This is a genomic window from Ralstonia sp. UBA689, from assembly GCF_002298975.1.
Taxonomy (GTDB): Bacteria; Pseudomonadota; Gammaproteobacteria; order Burkholderiales; family Burkholderiaceae; genus Ralstonia.
This window is the reverse complement of the sequence record NZ_DBMV01000010.1, coordinates 106844-120575: the sequence shown is the minus strand read 5'-3', so window position 1 is coordinate 120575 and position 13732 is coordinate 106844. Positions and strand designations below refer to the sequence as shown.

12 protein-coding genes and 1 pseudogene are annotated in these 13732 nt (G+C 64.3%); 10 read left to right on the top strand and 3 right to left on the bottom strand.

Annotated elements, in window-relative coordinates:
- Positions 1 to 97: 97 nt before the first annotated feature.
- From B4F51_RS05240 to B4F51_RS05230, 3 genes and pseudogenes are all read left to right on the top strand, one after another.
- Complete coding sequence (locus B4F51_RS05240) at positions 98 to 298, top strand: hypothetical protein (RefSeq protein WP_296224036.1); 201 nt, start codon at positions 98 to 100, stop codon at positions 296 to 298.
- Between the two features lie 129 nt (positions 299 to 427).
- Positions 428 to 733: a hypothetical protein gene (locus tag B4F51_RS05235; RefSeq protein ID WP_296224035.1), complete on the top strand. Its 306-nt coding sequence runs from the start codon at positions 428 to 430 to the stop codon at positions 731 to 733.
- A pseudogene (locus tag B4F51_RS05230) lies at positions 697 to 1090 on the top strand (glycosyltransferase). Before B4F51_RS05235 ends, B4F51_RS05230 begins: the two are co-directional and overlap by 37 nt.
- Positions 1091 to 1165: 75 nt before the next feature.
- Here B4F51_RS05230 and B4F51_RS05220 read toward each other — a convergent pair.
- Positions 1166 to 1939 carry a glycosyltransferase family 2 protein gene (locus B4F51_RS05220; protein ID WP_296224032.1) on the bottom strand — a complete coding sequence of 258 codons (774 nt, stop codon included), beginning with the start codon at positions 1937 to 1939 and terminating at the stop codon, positions 1166 to 1168.
- 10 nt (positions 1940 to 1949) lie between these two features.
- Between B4F51_RS05220 and B4F51_RS05215 the strand changes: the two genes are divergently transcribed.
- The 3 genes from B4F51_RS05215 (at position 1950) to B4F51_RS05205 (ending at position 5594) form a co-directional block, all read left to right on the top strand.
- The gene (locus tag B4F51_RS05215) at positions 1950 to 3191 is read left to right on the top strand and encodes an O-antigen ligase family protein (RefSeq protein WP_296224031.1); all 1242 of its coding nucleotides are present in this window, start codon (positions 1950 to 1952) and stop codon (positions 3189 to 3191) included.
- A gap of 92 nt (positions 3192 to 3283) precedes the next feature.
- Positions 3284 to 4951, top strand: coding sequence for a lipid A export permease/ATP-binding protein MsbA (gene msbA / locus B4F51_RS05210; RefSeq protein ID WP_296224108.1), 1668 nt, complete (start codon positions 3284 to 3286; stop codon positions 4949 to 4951).
- A 46-nt stretch (positions 4952 to 4997) separates the two neighbouring features.
- Positions 4998 to 5594, top strand: coding sequence for a peroxidase-related enzyme (locus B4F51_RS05205; protein ID WP_296224030.1), 597 nt, complete (start codon positions 4998 to 5000; stop codon positions 5592 to 5594).
- A 14-nt stretch (positions 5595 to 5608) separates the two neighbouring features.
- Here B4F51_RS05205 and B4F51_RS05200 read toward each other — a convergent pair whose 3' ends face one another.
- Positions 5609 to 6508, bottom strand: a complete 900-nt coding sequence (locus B4F51_RS05200) for a LysR family transcriptional regulator (protein WP_296224029.1) — start codon at positions 6506 to 6508, stop codon at positions 5609 to 5611.
- A 92-nt stretch (positions 6509 to 6600) separates the two neighbouring features.
- On the opposite strand from B4F51_RS05200, the gene mdlC reads away from it, so the two are divergent.
- The 4 genes from mdlC to B4F51_RS05180 all read left to right on the top strand — a co-directional run bounded on the left by mdlC (position 6601) and on the right by B4F51_RS05180 (position 12182).
- Positions 6601 to 8190 carry a benzoylformate decarboxylase gene (mdlC, locus tag B4F51_RS05195; protein WP_296224028.1) on the top strand — a complete coding sequence of 530 codons (1590 nt, stop codon included), beginning with the start codon at positions 6601 to 6603 and terminating at the stop codon, positions 8188 to 8190.
- Positions 8190 to 9674, top strand: coding sequence for an aldehyde dehydrogenase family protein (locus B4F51_RS05190; RefSeq protein ID WP_296224027.1), 1485 nt, complete (start codon positions 8190 to 8192; stop codon positions 9672 to 9674). The genes mdlC and B4F51_RS05190 overlap by 1 nt, the downstream gene beginning before the upstream one ends.
- Positions 9675 to 9681: 7 nt before the next feature.
- Positions 9682 to 10617, top strand: coding sequence for a ketopantoate reductase family protein (locus B4F51_RS05185; RefSeq protein WP_296224026.1), 936 nt, complete (start codon positions 9682 to 9684; stop codon positions 10615 to 10617).
- 173 nt (positions 10618 to 10790) lie between these two features.
- On the top strand, positions 10791 to 12182 hold the full coding sequence (locus B4F51_RS05180) for an MFS transporter (RefSeq protein WP_296224025.1): 1392 nt from the start codon (positions 10791 to 10793) through the stop codon (positions 12180 to 12182).
- A 24-nt stretch (positions 12183 to 12206) separates the two neighbouring features.
- Here B4F51_RS05180 and rng read toward each other — a convergent pair whose 3' ends face one another.
- On the bottom strand, positions 12207 to 13676 hold the full coding sequence (rng, locus tag B4F51_RS05175; protein ID WP_296224024.1) for a ribonuclease G: 1470 nt from the start codon (positions 13674 to 13676) through the stop codon (positions 12207 to 12209).
- Between the last annotated feature and the right edge of the window lie 56 nt (positions 13677 to 13732).

The following is a 13732-nucleotide window of genomic DNA, read 5'->3' as shown; positions in this document are numbered from 1 at the left end:
GCGGATGCGTCCTGGACTTCCGAACATCGCGATGCAAAGACAACGCCTCCTTTTTCACCTGACGCACTTCTTGCGAGGTGGTATCGAGACCGCTCTGGTGTCGCTGCTAACCTCGCTGGACCGGAGCCGCTTCGAACTCGGTTTGACGCTCACCTATCCGACAGAGGCGCTGGAGCGCCACTTCCGCGAGCTATTGCCACCTGATGTGAAGCTCCACGTCTTGGCGTCCGAGGCGTGGCTATCGCACGGTCGTCAACTGAAGATGGGGGGGCCGTTGGGGCGGCTGGGCAAGGTTTGAGGAGGTGCTGCTGCCGCTGGTGCGTAAGCTGCTTGTCAGCCGGCGCTTTCGCGAAATCTCGCGCCACTGTGATTTGGTGATCGACTACGTTTGTCGCTGTTGCGTCTGACCGGGCACCTGCCAGTGCCGATGATCGGCTACTCGCATTTCAGCATCGCGCACCTGGAGCGCGCGAATCGACGCAAGCTGTGCAGGTTGCGACGGCAGTGCGTCGCACACTATGACGCCATAGTCACGCGGACCGACAGCATGTTGCGCGATGCGCGGGCGCTGATCCCAGAGGCCGCAGGCAAGTTCATCCGCCTCTACAACGCCGTCGACCTCGATCGCATCCGCGTGTGCGCGCTGGATGCGGTGGACGTGCCTGCGGCGCCCTATACATTGGGTCGGTGGGGCGGATGGAAGAAAGCCAGAAAGACTTCATCACGCTGCTAAAAGCCTATGCACTGCTGGTCAAGGACGGGGTGCCGGAGTTGTTCGTGTTAGTAGGGGACGGCGCGTCACGCAAACAGCTGCAGGCCCTCGCGTACGAGCTCGGCATCGCGTATTGCATCGTTTTTGTTGGCTTCCAGCCCAATCCTCATGCTTGGATTCGTGGCATACGACTGATGGTGTTCAGCTCCAAGATGGAAGGGGTGCCACGTGCTTCTGGAGGCGCTTGCTGTGGGGCGGGTTGTCGTTAGCACCGATTGCCCGACCGGGCCGCGCGAGATCCTGGCAGACGGCAAGGCTGGGCTGTTGACACCGGTCGGCGATGTACGAACGCTTGCGGATGCGATTAGGCGGGGCTAGGCTGACGCGTCACGGCTGGGGCGCGCGGCCAGGCACATCGAGCAGAAGGGTTTCGGTCAGACCGGCACCGCGTTTTCAGCGCATGTGCGGACCGGCTGATTGGCGCGCCTGTACCTGAAGCAGCCACAGCTTGACGTACTTGTAATAACTGGCCTGGCCGTTCATCAGTGCTACGCCAAGCCCTTGCCCGCCGTCGAGAAAGCCGCGCCGCAACAGGTAGGTGCGCAGAAAGGCCCACATACCGTGCAGCATTGCGCTAGCGGGCGTTGCCGTCTTGCCGCGGGCAAAGGCCTGCTGGGCACCGAGCGTGGAGTATTGGTCGACCTTGCGCAGGACCTGCGAGAAGTCGTCGTAGGTATAGTGCAGCAATGGCATGCGGAGTTGAGCGACAGGGCCCTCGGCGATCACGCTCTCGTGTACTAGGTCATCGGTGAAACAGGCGCGACCGCGCTTGAAAAGCCGCGTTACCCGGTCGGGATACCAGCCACCATGGCGGATAAAGCGGCCGCAGAAGCGCGACAGCCTGGGCATGTCGTAGACATCTGCGCGGCCCGAATCTATCGCTGCCAGGATTTCGTCGCGCAATTTTGGCGTGACGCGCTCGTCGGCGTCTATGGACAGCACCCATTCGCTGTCCGCTTTCGACAGTGCAAGATTCTTCTGCGGACCGAAACCTGGCCATGAGGCGGTTTCGAAGACCTCGGCGCCGAGGCTGCGGGCAAGTGCCACCGTGCCGTCAGTGCTGCCTGAATCCACTATAATCGCGCGGTTGCACCAGGACACGCTTTCCAAGCATTCCCGGATATTGTGTGCCTCGTTTTTGGTAATCAGTACGACTGAGATGTTCATAGGGTTTCAAATGGAATTCCGTACGACGAGGTTGACCCCCTGGGTTGGCGGGATCATTCTGCTCTTTCCGATTTTGCTGCTGTGCGTGCCGCGCGGAGCAGGCATTTTCATCGGCGCCACTGTGCTGTTTGCGGTGCTATCGGGTCGCGGTCTGGGCCAGGCATGGCGGACGTGCCACGCTGAGCTGTGGCCTCTTGGGGCCGCTATTCTAGCGGTACTCGTTGTGCTGCTTCTCTCCCGGCAGCACTTTGGCGTGCCGTGGAGCGAGATGGATAACCCCTCACGCCTGTTGCTGGCATTGCTGGTGTGTCTTGTCGTTGTGTATGCGAGGCCGAGTTCGGACTGGCTCTGGCGGGGCATCAACATTGGGCTTGCCTCCGCTCTTGTTGTGGTCGTGTTTCAGCGATTCGTTCAGGGCATAGATCGCCCTTCGGCCTGGATCCAAGCGATTGCGTTTGCCAACATGGTGGCGGCACTCGGGCTTGTCGGCTTTGTCCGGCCCGGTGTCGGCAGTAGGGCGCACATCGCGGCTTGGGTCAGTCTGGGGCTTGCCGGTGTGGTGCTGGTGTTAAACGGTACGCGCGGTGCGTGGCTGGCAATGTCGATTCCAGCGGTTCCGTTGCTATTCGTCAGGTATCCCTCACTGAGGGCAGCGAAGTTCCTGGCCGCGCTCATGGCCATCGTGGCTCTGGCCGTGACGCTGTATGCCGTGCCCGGCAGCCCGGTTGGCGAGCGTATCGATCGGGTCACCACCGAGATCCATCAATTTCAGAACGGCAATGAGAACAGTTCGGTCGGTGCGCGCTTAGCCCTGTGGGAAGTTGCAATCGATACGTTTCGTGCGCATCCCTGGCTGGGTATCGGCGCGAGCCAGTTCAACACGGCAGTGAAGGCCTCGCGGTTTTGTGCCGCTAACGGGAAGTCTGAGGTTTGCGTTCTCGGGCACGCCCACAATGACATTCTTGAGGCTGCGTCGACCATGGGCCTTCCTGGCTTGCTGGCGACGCTAGGCATCGTTATCGTGCCGGGCTGGCTCTTTGCGCAAGCGTGGCGGGCCGGCCGCCAAGCAAGCAATGTGAATGGGGAGCGTGTGGCGGCTGCCGGGCTTGCAGTTGTCGTGGCGAGTTTCATCAGCGGCCTGACCCAGGTCACCATGGCCCACCAGGCCAACGTGGTGTTCTATGCCGGCATCATCGGGCTCCTGCTGGGGCTCACCGTGGTGCAGACGAGATTTCCCCTGGAGCCAAAGTGAATCGAGAGAATCAAGCGCCCCCCCCGGGAAACCGTACGTTTGGGCGGGTCTGGGGCTACCTGCGTCCCGAGCTGACCGCCTTCATCCTGGCGATGGTCGCCATGGGCGTGGTGGCCGCCACGGAAGGGATCATTCCCAAGGTCGTGAAGGACCTGCTGGACCAGGGCTTCGGCGGTGAATACGCTGGCAAGCTGTGGCAGGTGCCTGCCATGCTGGTGGGCATTGCCGTGGTGCGCGGCGTGGCGCAGTTTGCGTCGACCTACCTGCTGAGCCTGGTGTCGAACAAAGTGCTGCTGAACCTGCGCATGAATATGTTCGAGCGCCTGCTGCAGGCGCCGGCGTCGTTCTATCAGCGCAATACGGCGGCGTCGATCATCAATGCCGTGATCTTCGAGGTCAACCAGGTGCTGCAGGTGCTCACGGGCGTGTTCATCACGCTGGTGCGCGACTCGATGACGGTGCTGGCACTGCTGATCTTCCTCTTCTATACCAACTGGCGCCTGACGCTGGTGGTGGCGGTGATCCTGCCGATCATCGGCCTCTTGATGTCGCGTATCAATCGCCGCCTGCGCTCGCTTAATCGCGAAAGCCAGAACCTGACCAACCAGGCCGCCTACGTGGTGGAAGAGGCAGTCGGTGGCTACAAGGTCGTCAAGCTGCACGGCGGCGAAGCTTATGAATCGCTGCGCTTCAACGCCATGACCAACCGCCTGCGCGGCTACGCCATGCGCGTGGCCGTGGCCGGTGGCCTGAACCAGCCGGTGACGCAGTTCCTGGCGGCGCTGGCGCTGTCTATCATCCTGGCCATTGCCATGATGCAGGCGCAGGCCAACCAGACTACGGTCGGCGGCTTTACCGGTTTCGTGATGGCGATGCTGTTGCTGATCTCGCCGCTCAAGCACCTGACGGATGTGAACCAGCCGTTGCAGCGCGGCCTGACTGCGGCCGAGTTCATCTTCGGTCTGATTGACACGCCGATCGAACCGCAGGAAGGCGGCAAGCACATCGACCGTGCTCGCGGCGACATCCGCTTCGATCGCGTCACCTTCCGCTACGGCCAGGACGGCCGCGCAGCGCTCGACAACGTCGACCTGCACGTCAAGCCCGGCGAGGTCGTGGCGCTGGTGGGTCCCTCGGGCAGCGGCAAAACCACGCTGGTGAACTTGCTGCCGCGTTTCTTCGACCCGACCTCGGGCACGATCTCGCTCGATGGCGATGCGTTGTCCGACCTGTCGCTGCAGGACCTGCGCCGCCAGATTGCCTTCGTGAGCCAGGACGTGGTGCTCTTCAACGACACCGTTGCCGCCAACGTGGCCTACGGTGCGCGCGACCCTTCCGAGATCGATATGGCGCGCGTGCGTCGTGCGCTGGAAGCCGCGTACCTGACCGACGTAGTCGACAACCTGCCCGAGGGCGTCGACACCAACATCGGTGACAACGGCTCCAAACTCTCCGGCGGCCAGCGCCAGCGTCTGGCGATTGCCCGCGCCATCTACAAGGACGCGCCGATCCTGATCCTGGACGAAGCGACCTCCGCACTCGACTCCGAATCCGAGCGCCAGGTGCAAGCCGCACTCGAATCGCTGATGCAAGGCCGCACGACGCTGGTGATCGCACACCGCCTGTCGACCATCGAAAACGCCGACCGCATCGTCGTGCTGGAGCACGGCAAGATTGCCGAAGCCGGAACGCACCGTGAACTCATCGACCGCGATGGGTTGTATGCTGGACTCCATCGCATCCAGTTCGCCACGCAGTAACCCCTCAGGGCGGCGTGCGCAAGATGCTCAAACCAAAGGAGACATCATGACGACCACCACGCCGCCCATCAGCCGGTTCCCCGTTCCGGAACTGGCCGACATTCCCGTCGACATCCGCGCGCGCATCCTCGAAGTGCAGGAGAAGGCCGGCTTCGTGCCCAACGTCTTCCTCGCGCTATCGCACCGGCCTGATGAGTGCCGCGCCTTCTTCGCCTACCACGATGCGCTGATGCTGCGCGAAGGCAGCAGCCTCACCAAGGGTGAGCGCGAAATGATCGTGGTTGCCACTTCCGGCGCCAACCAGTGCCTGTATTGCGTGGTCGCGCACGGCGCCATTCTGCGTATCTACGAGAAGAACCCGCTCGTCGCCGATCAGGTTGCCGTCAACTACCGCAAGGCAGACATTTCTCCGCGCCAGCGCGCCATGCTCGATTTTGCGATGAAGGTTTGTACGGCATCGCACACCGTCAACGAATCCGATTACGACGCGCTGCGCGTGCACGGCTTTGACGATGAGGACATCTGGGATATCGCCGGCATCACGGCGTTCTTCGGTCTGTCCAACCGCATGGCGAACGTGATCTCGATGCGGCCGAACGACGAGTTTTTCGTGCTGGGTCGCCTGCCGCGTGAGAAGAAGTAGGCCCGTGGGCCGCGCTACGCCGTCAGCTCGCGCAGCGCTTCGAGCAGCTTGACGGCGGGGCTGGGCAGGATGCCGTGGCGACGCCTGAACGCAGTGAGCGTACGGCGTGCCACGAGGCCGGGAATCGGCAGCGGTTCGATCACCCCGGCACGGCGTTCTGCATCGATCATGGGCTCCGCCATCCAGCTCAGGAAGCCGGAACGCGCCACGAGGCTCTTGAGCGCCGTCACCGAGCGCGTTTCCACCACGATGTTGGGCAAGCTCAGGCCCGCGGCCTCGAACACCTGCCGCATGTGTTCGTACGGCCCGGTGCCGCGCGGCGGAACGGCCCACGGCGCAACCAGCGTATCGGCCAGCGTAAGCGCTGGACGCTTGCGCAGCGGATGCTCGGGCGATGCCACGACGAAGCTGGCGTCCTCCCATCGGCAATCGGCGATGGCGATGATCTCGTCCGTATCCGGCATCGCCATCGAGAGCGCCAGGTCGATCTCGTGCTTGACGAGACCTTCGGCCAGCCGGTCCCACACGCCTTCGAGGATCTCCACGCGCAGGTTCGGCCAGCGCGCCACCACGGTGCCCACCGCCAGTGGCAGGATGTAGCTGGCGATGCTGCCCACTGCGCCAACGCGGATGGTGCCCTTGGCGAGGCCGCGCATGGCATCGATCTCTTCACGCGCGTAATCGGCTTCGCGCTGCAGCAATGAGGCATGCGGCAGCAGCGCCTCTCCGATCGCCGTCAGCTGCATGCCTTTGGAGTGCCGCTCGAACAGCGGAGCGCCCACTTCGTCCTCCAACCGCTTGATGATCCGGCTCAGCGCGGGCTGGGTGACGTGCAGGACTTCCGCCGCACGCCCGAGGCTGCCGGCGGAAACGATGGTGGTAAAGGCGCGCAGCTGGCGCAGATCGAAAGTCATGCCAAAAGGTAATGACTTTAACGAAATAATTCAATATCGCGTTAAGAACTACGGATTCCATACTGGCAGCCTGTTTCAAGGAGACTGCCCGTATGACCCGCACCTCGCTCGCACTGACCACCGTGCGCGACGCCACCATCGAGCTGCTGCGCCGGCTCGGCATGACCCACGTCTTTGGCAATCCCGGCTCGACCGAGCTGCCGATGTTTCGCGATTTTCCGGAGGACTTCCGCTACATCCTGGGCTTGCAGGAAGCCGTGGTGGTCGGCATGGCCGATGGCTACGCGCAGGCAACGGGCAACGCCGCGCTGGTGAACCTGCACTCGGCCGCCGGTGTCGGCAACGCCATGGGCAACATCTTCACGGCCTTCAAGAATCGCACGCCGCTGGTCATCACGGCCGGGCAGCAGGCGCGCTCCATCCTGCCATTCGATCCATTTCTTGCCTCCAACCAGGCAACCGAGCTGCCCAAGCCGTATGTGAAATGGAGCATCGAACCGGCACGCGCTCAAGATGTTCCGTTGGCGCTGGCCCGCGCGTATCACATCGCCATGCACGAGCCACGTGGGCCAGTGCTGGTGTCGATTCCCGTCGATGATTGGGACCACGTAACGGAGCCGGTGGCCGAACACGAAGTTGCAACAGTGGTACGGCCGGACGCGGTCACGCTTGCTCGCATTGGCGACGTACTGGACGCGGCGCAGCGGCCGGCGTTCGTAGTGGGCGCTGCAGTGGACCGCGCGGGGGCCTGGGATGCCGTCGTGCAACTCGCCGAGGCGCATCACGCGCGGGTGTTCACTGCACCGATGGCGGGGCGAGGCGCATTTCCGGAAGACCACCGGCTGTTCGCCGGCTTCCTGCCGGCGATGCGCGAGAAGATCGTCGCGCTGCTGCAAGGGCATGACGTGGTCTTCGCGCTTGGCGCTCCGGCGTTCACGTATCACGTGGAAGGACACGGCCCGCACGTGCCGGCGGGCGCAAAGCTGGTGCAATTGATCGACGATCCGGCCACGGCCGCGTGGACGCCTGAAGGCATCTCTGCCGTCGGCAACATCCGCCTGGGCGTGCTTGACCTGCTCGCCAGATCCGCACCGCCAGCCCGGCCGCTGCCGCCGCCGCGCGCCAAGTCGCCGCGCGCCGAGCCGGGTTCGCCCATGTCGGCAGCCTTCGTTTTGCAAACGCTCGACGCCGTGCGTGGCCCGACAGACATCGTCGTTGAAGAAGCGCCGAGCGCCCGGTCCATCATGCAGGCCTATCTGCCGATGCGCCGTTCGGGGGCGTTTTACACCATGGATAGCGGCGGGTTGGGGTACGGCATGCCCGCTGCCGTGGGTGTCGCTTTGGCCAAGCAAGGCTCGCGGGTGATCGGCCTGATTGGCGATGGATCAAGCATGTATTCGATCCAGGCGCTGCGCAGCGCCTCGCTGCTTGAGCTTCCCATGACATTCGTGATCCTGAACAACCGCCGCTACGCTGCCCTGCAGGAGTTTGCGCCGGTGTTCGGCTTTGCCGCCAACGATGTGGTGCAGGGCACCGACTTGAACGGCATCGACTTCGTTGGTCTGGCTCGCGCCATGGGCTGCACTGGCGAGCGCGTGACCGACCCACACATGCTGGAAGCGACGCTGCGCACCGCGCTGCAATCCGCCGGCCCCACCCTGATTGAAGTGGAGATCGCCTGATGACGAATACGACCGTTGCACCGCTGGAAGCGGCGCAGACCATCTCGATGCTGATCAACGGCGAGCGTGTACAAGCAGCCGATGGCGAGGTTTTCGAGCGACGCAACCCGCTTGATGGCACCGTGGCAACGCGTGCACCGGCCGCCACGGTTGATGACGCACGTCGTGCCGTCGATGCAGCGGCCGCTGCATTTCCCGCCTGGGCCGCAATGGGCCCGACCGAACGCCGTGCGCTGCTCATGCGCGCTGCGCAGGCGCTCGAAGCCAAGGGCGCAGCCTTTGCCGCCGCCATGGCCGCTGAGACGGGCGCCTCTGCGTTGTGGGCCGGCTTCAACGTGCATCTGGCTGTCGGCGGCCTGCAGGAAGCCGCCGCCATGATCACGCAGATCGCGGGCGAGATCATCCCGTCCGACGTGCCGGGCAGTCTGGCCATGGGCGTGCGCCAGCCTGCAGGCGTAGTGCTGGGGATCGCACCGTGGAATGCACCGGTCATCCTTGGGGTGCGAGCGATCGCGTTGCCGCTGGCATGCGGCAATACCGTCGTGCTAAAGGGCTCGGAAGTTTCCCCTGCCACGCATGGCCTCATCATTGAAGCGCTGCAGGAAGCCGGTTTGCCAGACGGCGTCGTCAATTTCGTGACGAACGCGCCGGCCGATGCGGGCGCCGTGGTGGAGGCCATGATTGCGCACCCCGCCGTGCGGCGCGTCAACTTCACGGGATCTACGCGCGTGGGTCGCATCATCGCGCAGACGTGCGCAACGTATCTCAAGCCCGCAGTGCTCGAGCTGGGCGGCAAGGCGCCACTGCTGGTGCTGGCCGATGCGGACATCGATGCCGCCGTGGCCGGCGCAGCCTTCGGCGCATTCGCCAATTCGGGGCAGATCTGCATGTCCACGGAACGCATCATCGTGGACGAATCCATTGCCGATGTGTTCGTCGCCAAGCTCGCGGCGAAGGCAGCGTCGCTGTCGCTGGGTGACCCGCGCAAGGGGCCGGCGGTGCTGGGTTCGGTGGTCGACATGAGCACGGTGGAGCGGTGCAACCATCTCATCGACGACGCGCTTGCCAAGGGCGCCACGCTGCTGTGCGGTGGCAAGGCCACCAGCACGCTGATGCCCGCCACGCTGCTCGACCACGTTACGGCCGGCATGCTGATCTACGCGGAAGAGTCGTTCGGCCCCGTCAAGTGCATCGTGCGGGTGAGCGGCGACGATGCCGCTGTGGCCTGCGCAAATGACAACGCGTATGGCCTGTCCTCCGCCGTTTTCAGCCGTGACGTGGCCCGCGCCATGATTGCGGCGCGACGCATCGAATCGGGCATCTGCCATATCAATGGCCCGACTGTGCACGACGAGGCGCAGATGCCGTTTGGTGGCGTCAAGGCGAGCGGCTTCGGCCGTTTCGGTGGCCGCGCTGGCGTGGCCGAGTTCACCGAGTTGCGGTGGATGACCGTGCAGACCACACCGCGCCATTACCCGTTCTGAGCCGATGATGGAGATTGCGATACTCGGCGCCGGCGCAATGGGCTCGCTGTTCGGTGGGTTGCTGGCCGAAGCGGGCGAACGCGTCACGCTGCTCGATATCAACGATGCGCATATCGAGGCGATCGGCATGCACGGCTTGCGGCTCGATACCGACACGGGCGAGCGCCACATCCGCAACCTGCACGCCATGCGTCCTGGTATGGCGAAGCAGACGCCAGACCTGCTCATCGTCTTCACCAAGGCGATGCACACGCGCGCCGCGCTTGCGAGCGTACGGCATCTCGTCGGGCCATCAACGCATGTGCTGACGTTGCGGAACGGCCTGGGCAATGTGGAGGCGCTGGCTACGACGGTGCCGCGCGAGCGGATCTTCGTCGGCGTGACGACATGGCCGGCCGACCTAGCAGGCCCCGGCCACGTGCGTTCGCACGGTGCCGGCGCGATACGCATGATGGCCGCCGATGGCGCCAAGGGGCCCGCGCTTGCACGGGCGGTGCAGGCGCTGACGCAAGCCGGCTTGAATTGCCGCGCTGATCCGAACGTATGGGGCGCGGTGTGGGAAAAGGTCGCCTTCAATGCTGCGCTCAATCCGCTTTGCACGGTATTGAATCGACCCGTCGATGCGCTCGGCGCGTCGGAGGATGGCCCGGCGCTTGCGCTGGCCATCGTGGATGAAGTGCTGGCTGTGGCGCGCGCGAGTGGCGTCGCCGTCGATGCCGCCACGGTGAGCGACAACGTGCTGCATGCCATCGTCGCGCATCGCGGGCACAAGCCCTCCATGTTGCAAGACGTTCTGGCGGGCCGCCCGACCGAGATTGAATCGATCAACGGCGCCGTAGTGGCAACCGCGCGCCGGCATGGCGTGCCCGTACCGCACACCGAGACGCTCATGCAGCTTGTGAGGTTGGTACAGGCGCAGGCCGTGAGGCCGCAAGCCCCGTAGCGCCGCGGCTGGAACACGCCCGGCCTCGTCAATCCAACGGCGCGCAGACGCCTGCTCAAAGGAGACAACCACATGATGTGCAATTCCAGATTGGAGGCTGTACCCGGCATTTGCGTCCGGGCGCTTCCATGGTGTCGGGCGTTCGAGCTCGCGACATTCCCACGGAGGCCGGCATGAGTCAGAACCAGACCATCGTAGACATCGGCACCGTGCTTGACGACGGACTGTTCTCGTTGGCGCAGAAGGCTGCGGTGCTGCTGGCCGCCTTCGCCATCGTCATGGACGGCTTTGACGGCCAACTGATCGGTTTTGCCATCCCGGTGCTGATCAAGGAGTGGGGCATCACACGCAATGCATTTGCGCCGGCGGTGGCGGCCGGGTTGATCGGCATGGGATTCGGCAGCGCGCTGGCCGGTTTGTTTGCCGATCGCTTCGGGCGGCGCTGGGCGTTGATCGGCAGCGTGTTCGTGTTTGGCGTGGCGACGTGTTCGATCGGGTTTGCGCCCAACGTAGCGACGATTGCCGCACTGCGGTTCATCGCGGGCCTCGGCATTGGCGGCGCACTACCGAGCTCGACAACCATGACGGCCGAGTTCACGCCCGCCCGCCGGCGCACGCTGGCGGTGACGGCAACCATCGTCTGCGTGCCCTTGGGCGGGATGCTCGCGGGGCTGTTCGCGGGTCACGTGCTGCCGCTGTATGGGTGGCGCGGGCTGTTCTGGATCGGCGGCGCGCTACCACTGCTGCTGGGCGTTGTGCTGATGGCTGCGCTTCCGGAGTCGCCGCGTTTCCTGGCGCGTCGACAGTCGAACTGGCCGCAACTGGCGCGTTTGCTGGCGACGATGGAGCGTGATGTTCCGGCCAACGCCGCCTTCACGGATCTGGCAGGGCAGAAGGTCATCCAGCACGCGAGTTTCGGTTCGTTGTTTGCGCCGGGGCAGGCCCGCGACACGGTGGCGCTCTGGGCAGCGTTCTTTATGTGCCTGCTGGCGGTGTACGCGGCGTTCAGCTGGCTGCCGACCATGCTGGCGTCAGAAGGATTGAGCGTAGGCGTTGCGGGTTCCGGGCTGACGGCATACAACCTGGGCGGTGTGGTCGGCGCGTTGGTGTGCGCTGTTGCCATTGCCCGATGGGGCTCGCGCTGGCCCATGGCCATCTGTTGCGTGGGCGCTGCCGCGAGCGCATTTGCCCTGCAAGGCGTGGACGCCAAGCTGAACACCAATCTGCTGATCCTGGGTCTGTGCTTGCACGGGTTGTTCGTCAACGCCGTGCAGTCGACGATGTATGCGCTATGCGCTTATGTCTATCCGACGGCGGTGCGCGCCACGGGCACGGCCTCGGCTGTGGCCTTTGGGCGCCTCGGCGCAATCCTCAGCGCATTTGCCGGCGCAGTCGTCATCACGGCGGGCGGCGCCTCAGCCTATCTGGCGATGCTCGGGACTGCGATGTTGGTGGTGCTTGCCGCGCTGCTGGCCATGCGCGAACAGATACAGCGTCTGACCGAGCGGGCGGCTCGATCGAGGGCTGGCACCCCAGTCCCGCACGGCAGCCCTGTCAAGCCGTAACGGCCGTGTTCGCCGGGAGCGGTGCTACATCAGAATGATGTCGTACTGCTCCTGGCTGGCAGCCGACGACTCCACCTGCAGCGAAATCGGCTTGCCGATGAAGTCCCCCAGCATCGCCAAGTGCTGGCTTTCTTCTTCCAGGAACAGGTCGATCACCGCCTGCGAGGCCAGGATACGGAACTCGCGCGGGTTGAACTGCCGCGACTCGCGCATGATCTCGCGCAGGATGTCGTAGCACACCGTGCGCGGTGTCTTCACCTGGCCCTTGCCCTGACACACCGGACACTGCTCGCACAGTACGTGCGCGAGCGATTCGCGCGTGCGCTTGCGCGTCATCTCCACCAGGCCGAGTTGCGAGAAGCTGTTGACCGTGATCCGCGTGCGATCGCGCGCCAGCGCCTTGCGCAGCTCAGCCAGCACCGCGTCACGATGCTCGGACGACTCCATGTCGATGAAGTCGATGATGATGATGCCGCCCAGGTTACGCAGCCGCAGTTGTCGTGCGATTGTATGCGCGGCTTCCAGGTTGGTCTTGAAGATCGTGTCGTCGAAGTTGCGTGCCCCCACGTAGCCGCCGGTGTTGACGTCGATGGTCGTCATCGCCTCGGTCTGGTCGATCATCAGGTAGCCGCCCGATTTCAGATCGACCCGGCGCGACAGCGCGCGCTCGATCTCCGCCTCGATGTTGTACAGGTCGAAGATCGGCCGCTCGCCGGTGTAGTGCGTCAGGCGCCCCACCACGGCGGGCGTGTACTCCTGCGCAAACTCGATGAGCTTCTGATGGTTCTCGCGCGAATCGACCTGGATGCTGCGCGTTTCGTCGGTCACAAAGTCGCGCAGCACGCGCTGGGCGAGGTTCAGATCCTGGTACAGGATCGATGGCGCGGGCAGGGTGGTGGCGTTATGGCGGATGGTCGCCCAGATCTTGCGCAGGTAGGCAACATCGTTGGCAAGCTCTTCATCCGTCGCTTCTTCGGCGATGGTGCGCACGATAAAGCCACCGCGCTCGTCGGCTGGCACCATGCCGGTCACGCGCGCACGCAGCGCCTCGCGTTCGGTCTCGTTGCCGATCTTCTGCGAGATGCCGATGTGCGGGTCCTGCGGCAGATACACCAGCGTGCGGCCCGCAATGCTGATCTGCGTGGACAGTCGCGCGCCCTTGGTGCCGATCGGGTCTTTGATGACCTGCACCATCAGGGCCTGGCCTTCGAAAAGCGTTTTCTCGATGGCAATCTGCGGCGTGGGCGGCGCGTCCTTGGCATCGCGCGGGTGCCAGATGTCGGCCACGTGCAGGAAAGCCGCGCGCTCCAGGCCGATGTCGATAAAGGCCGACTGCATGCCCGGCAGCACGCGCACGACCTTGCCGAGGTAGATGTTGCCGACCAGGCCGCGCGTAAGCGTGCGCTCGATGTGGAGTTCCTGAACGGCGGCCTGCTGGACGATGGCCACGCGCGTTTCTTGTGGCGTGATATTGACGAGAATGTCTTCGGACATGGAGGGACACCAGGAGAGCGGGTTTCAGCACCCGCCTCTGGGCTGGTCATGCTCGC

Coding starts and splice junctions, on each gene's coding strand:
- B4F51_RS05190 (WP_296224027.1), top strand. CDS start 8,190: ATGACGAATACGACCGTTGCACCGCTGGAAGCGGCGCAGACCATCTCG.
- msbA (WP_296224108.1), top strand. CDS start 3,284: ATGGTCGCCATGGGCGTGGTGGCCGCCACGGAAGGGATCATTCCCAAG.
- B4F51_RS05215 (WP_296224031.1), top strand. CDS start 1,950: ATGGAATTCCGTACGACGAGGTTGACCCCCTGGGTTGGCGGGATCATT.
- B4F51_RS05185 (WP_296224026.1), top strand. CDS start 9,682: ATGGAGATTGCGATACTCGGCGCCGGCGCAATGGGCTCGCTGTTCGGT.
- B4F51_RS05235 (WP_296224035.1), top strand. CDS start 428: ATGATCGGCTACTCGCATTTCAGCATCGCGCACCTGGAGCGCGCGAAT.
- B4F51_RS05205 (WP_296224030.1), top strand. CDS start 4,998: ATGACGACCACCACGCCGCCCATCAGCCGGTTCCCCGTTCCGGAACTG.
- rng (WP_296224024.1), bottom strand. CDS start 13,676: ATGTCCGAAGACATTCTCGTCAATATCACGCCACAAGAAACGCGCGTG.
- B4F51_RS05200 (WP_296224029.1), bottom strand. CDS start 6,508: ATGACTTTCGATCTGCGCCAGCTGCGCGCCTTTACCACCATCGTTTCC.
- B4F51_RS05180 (WP_296224025.1), top strand. CDS start 10,791: ATGAGTCAGAACCAGACCATCGTAGACATCGGCACCGTGCTTGACGAC.
- B4F51_RS05220 (WP_296224032.1), bottom strand. CDS start 1,939: ATGAACATCTCAGTCGTACTGATTACCAAAAACGAGGCACACAATATC.
- mdlC (WP_296224028.1), top strand. CDS start 6,601: ATGACCCGCACCTCGCTCGCACTGACCACCGTGCGCGACGCCACCATC.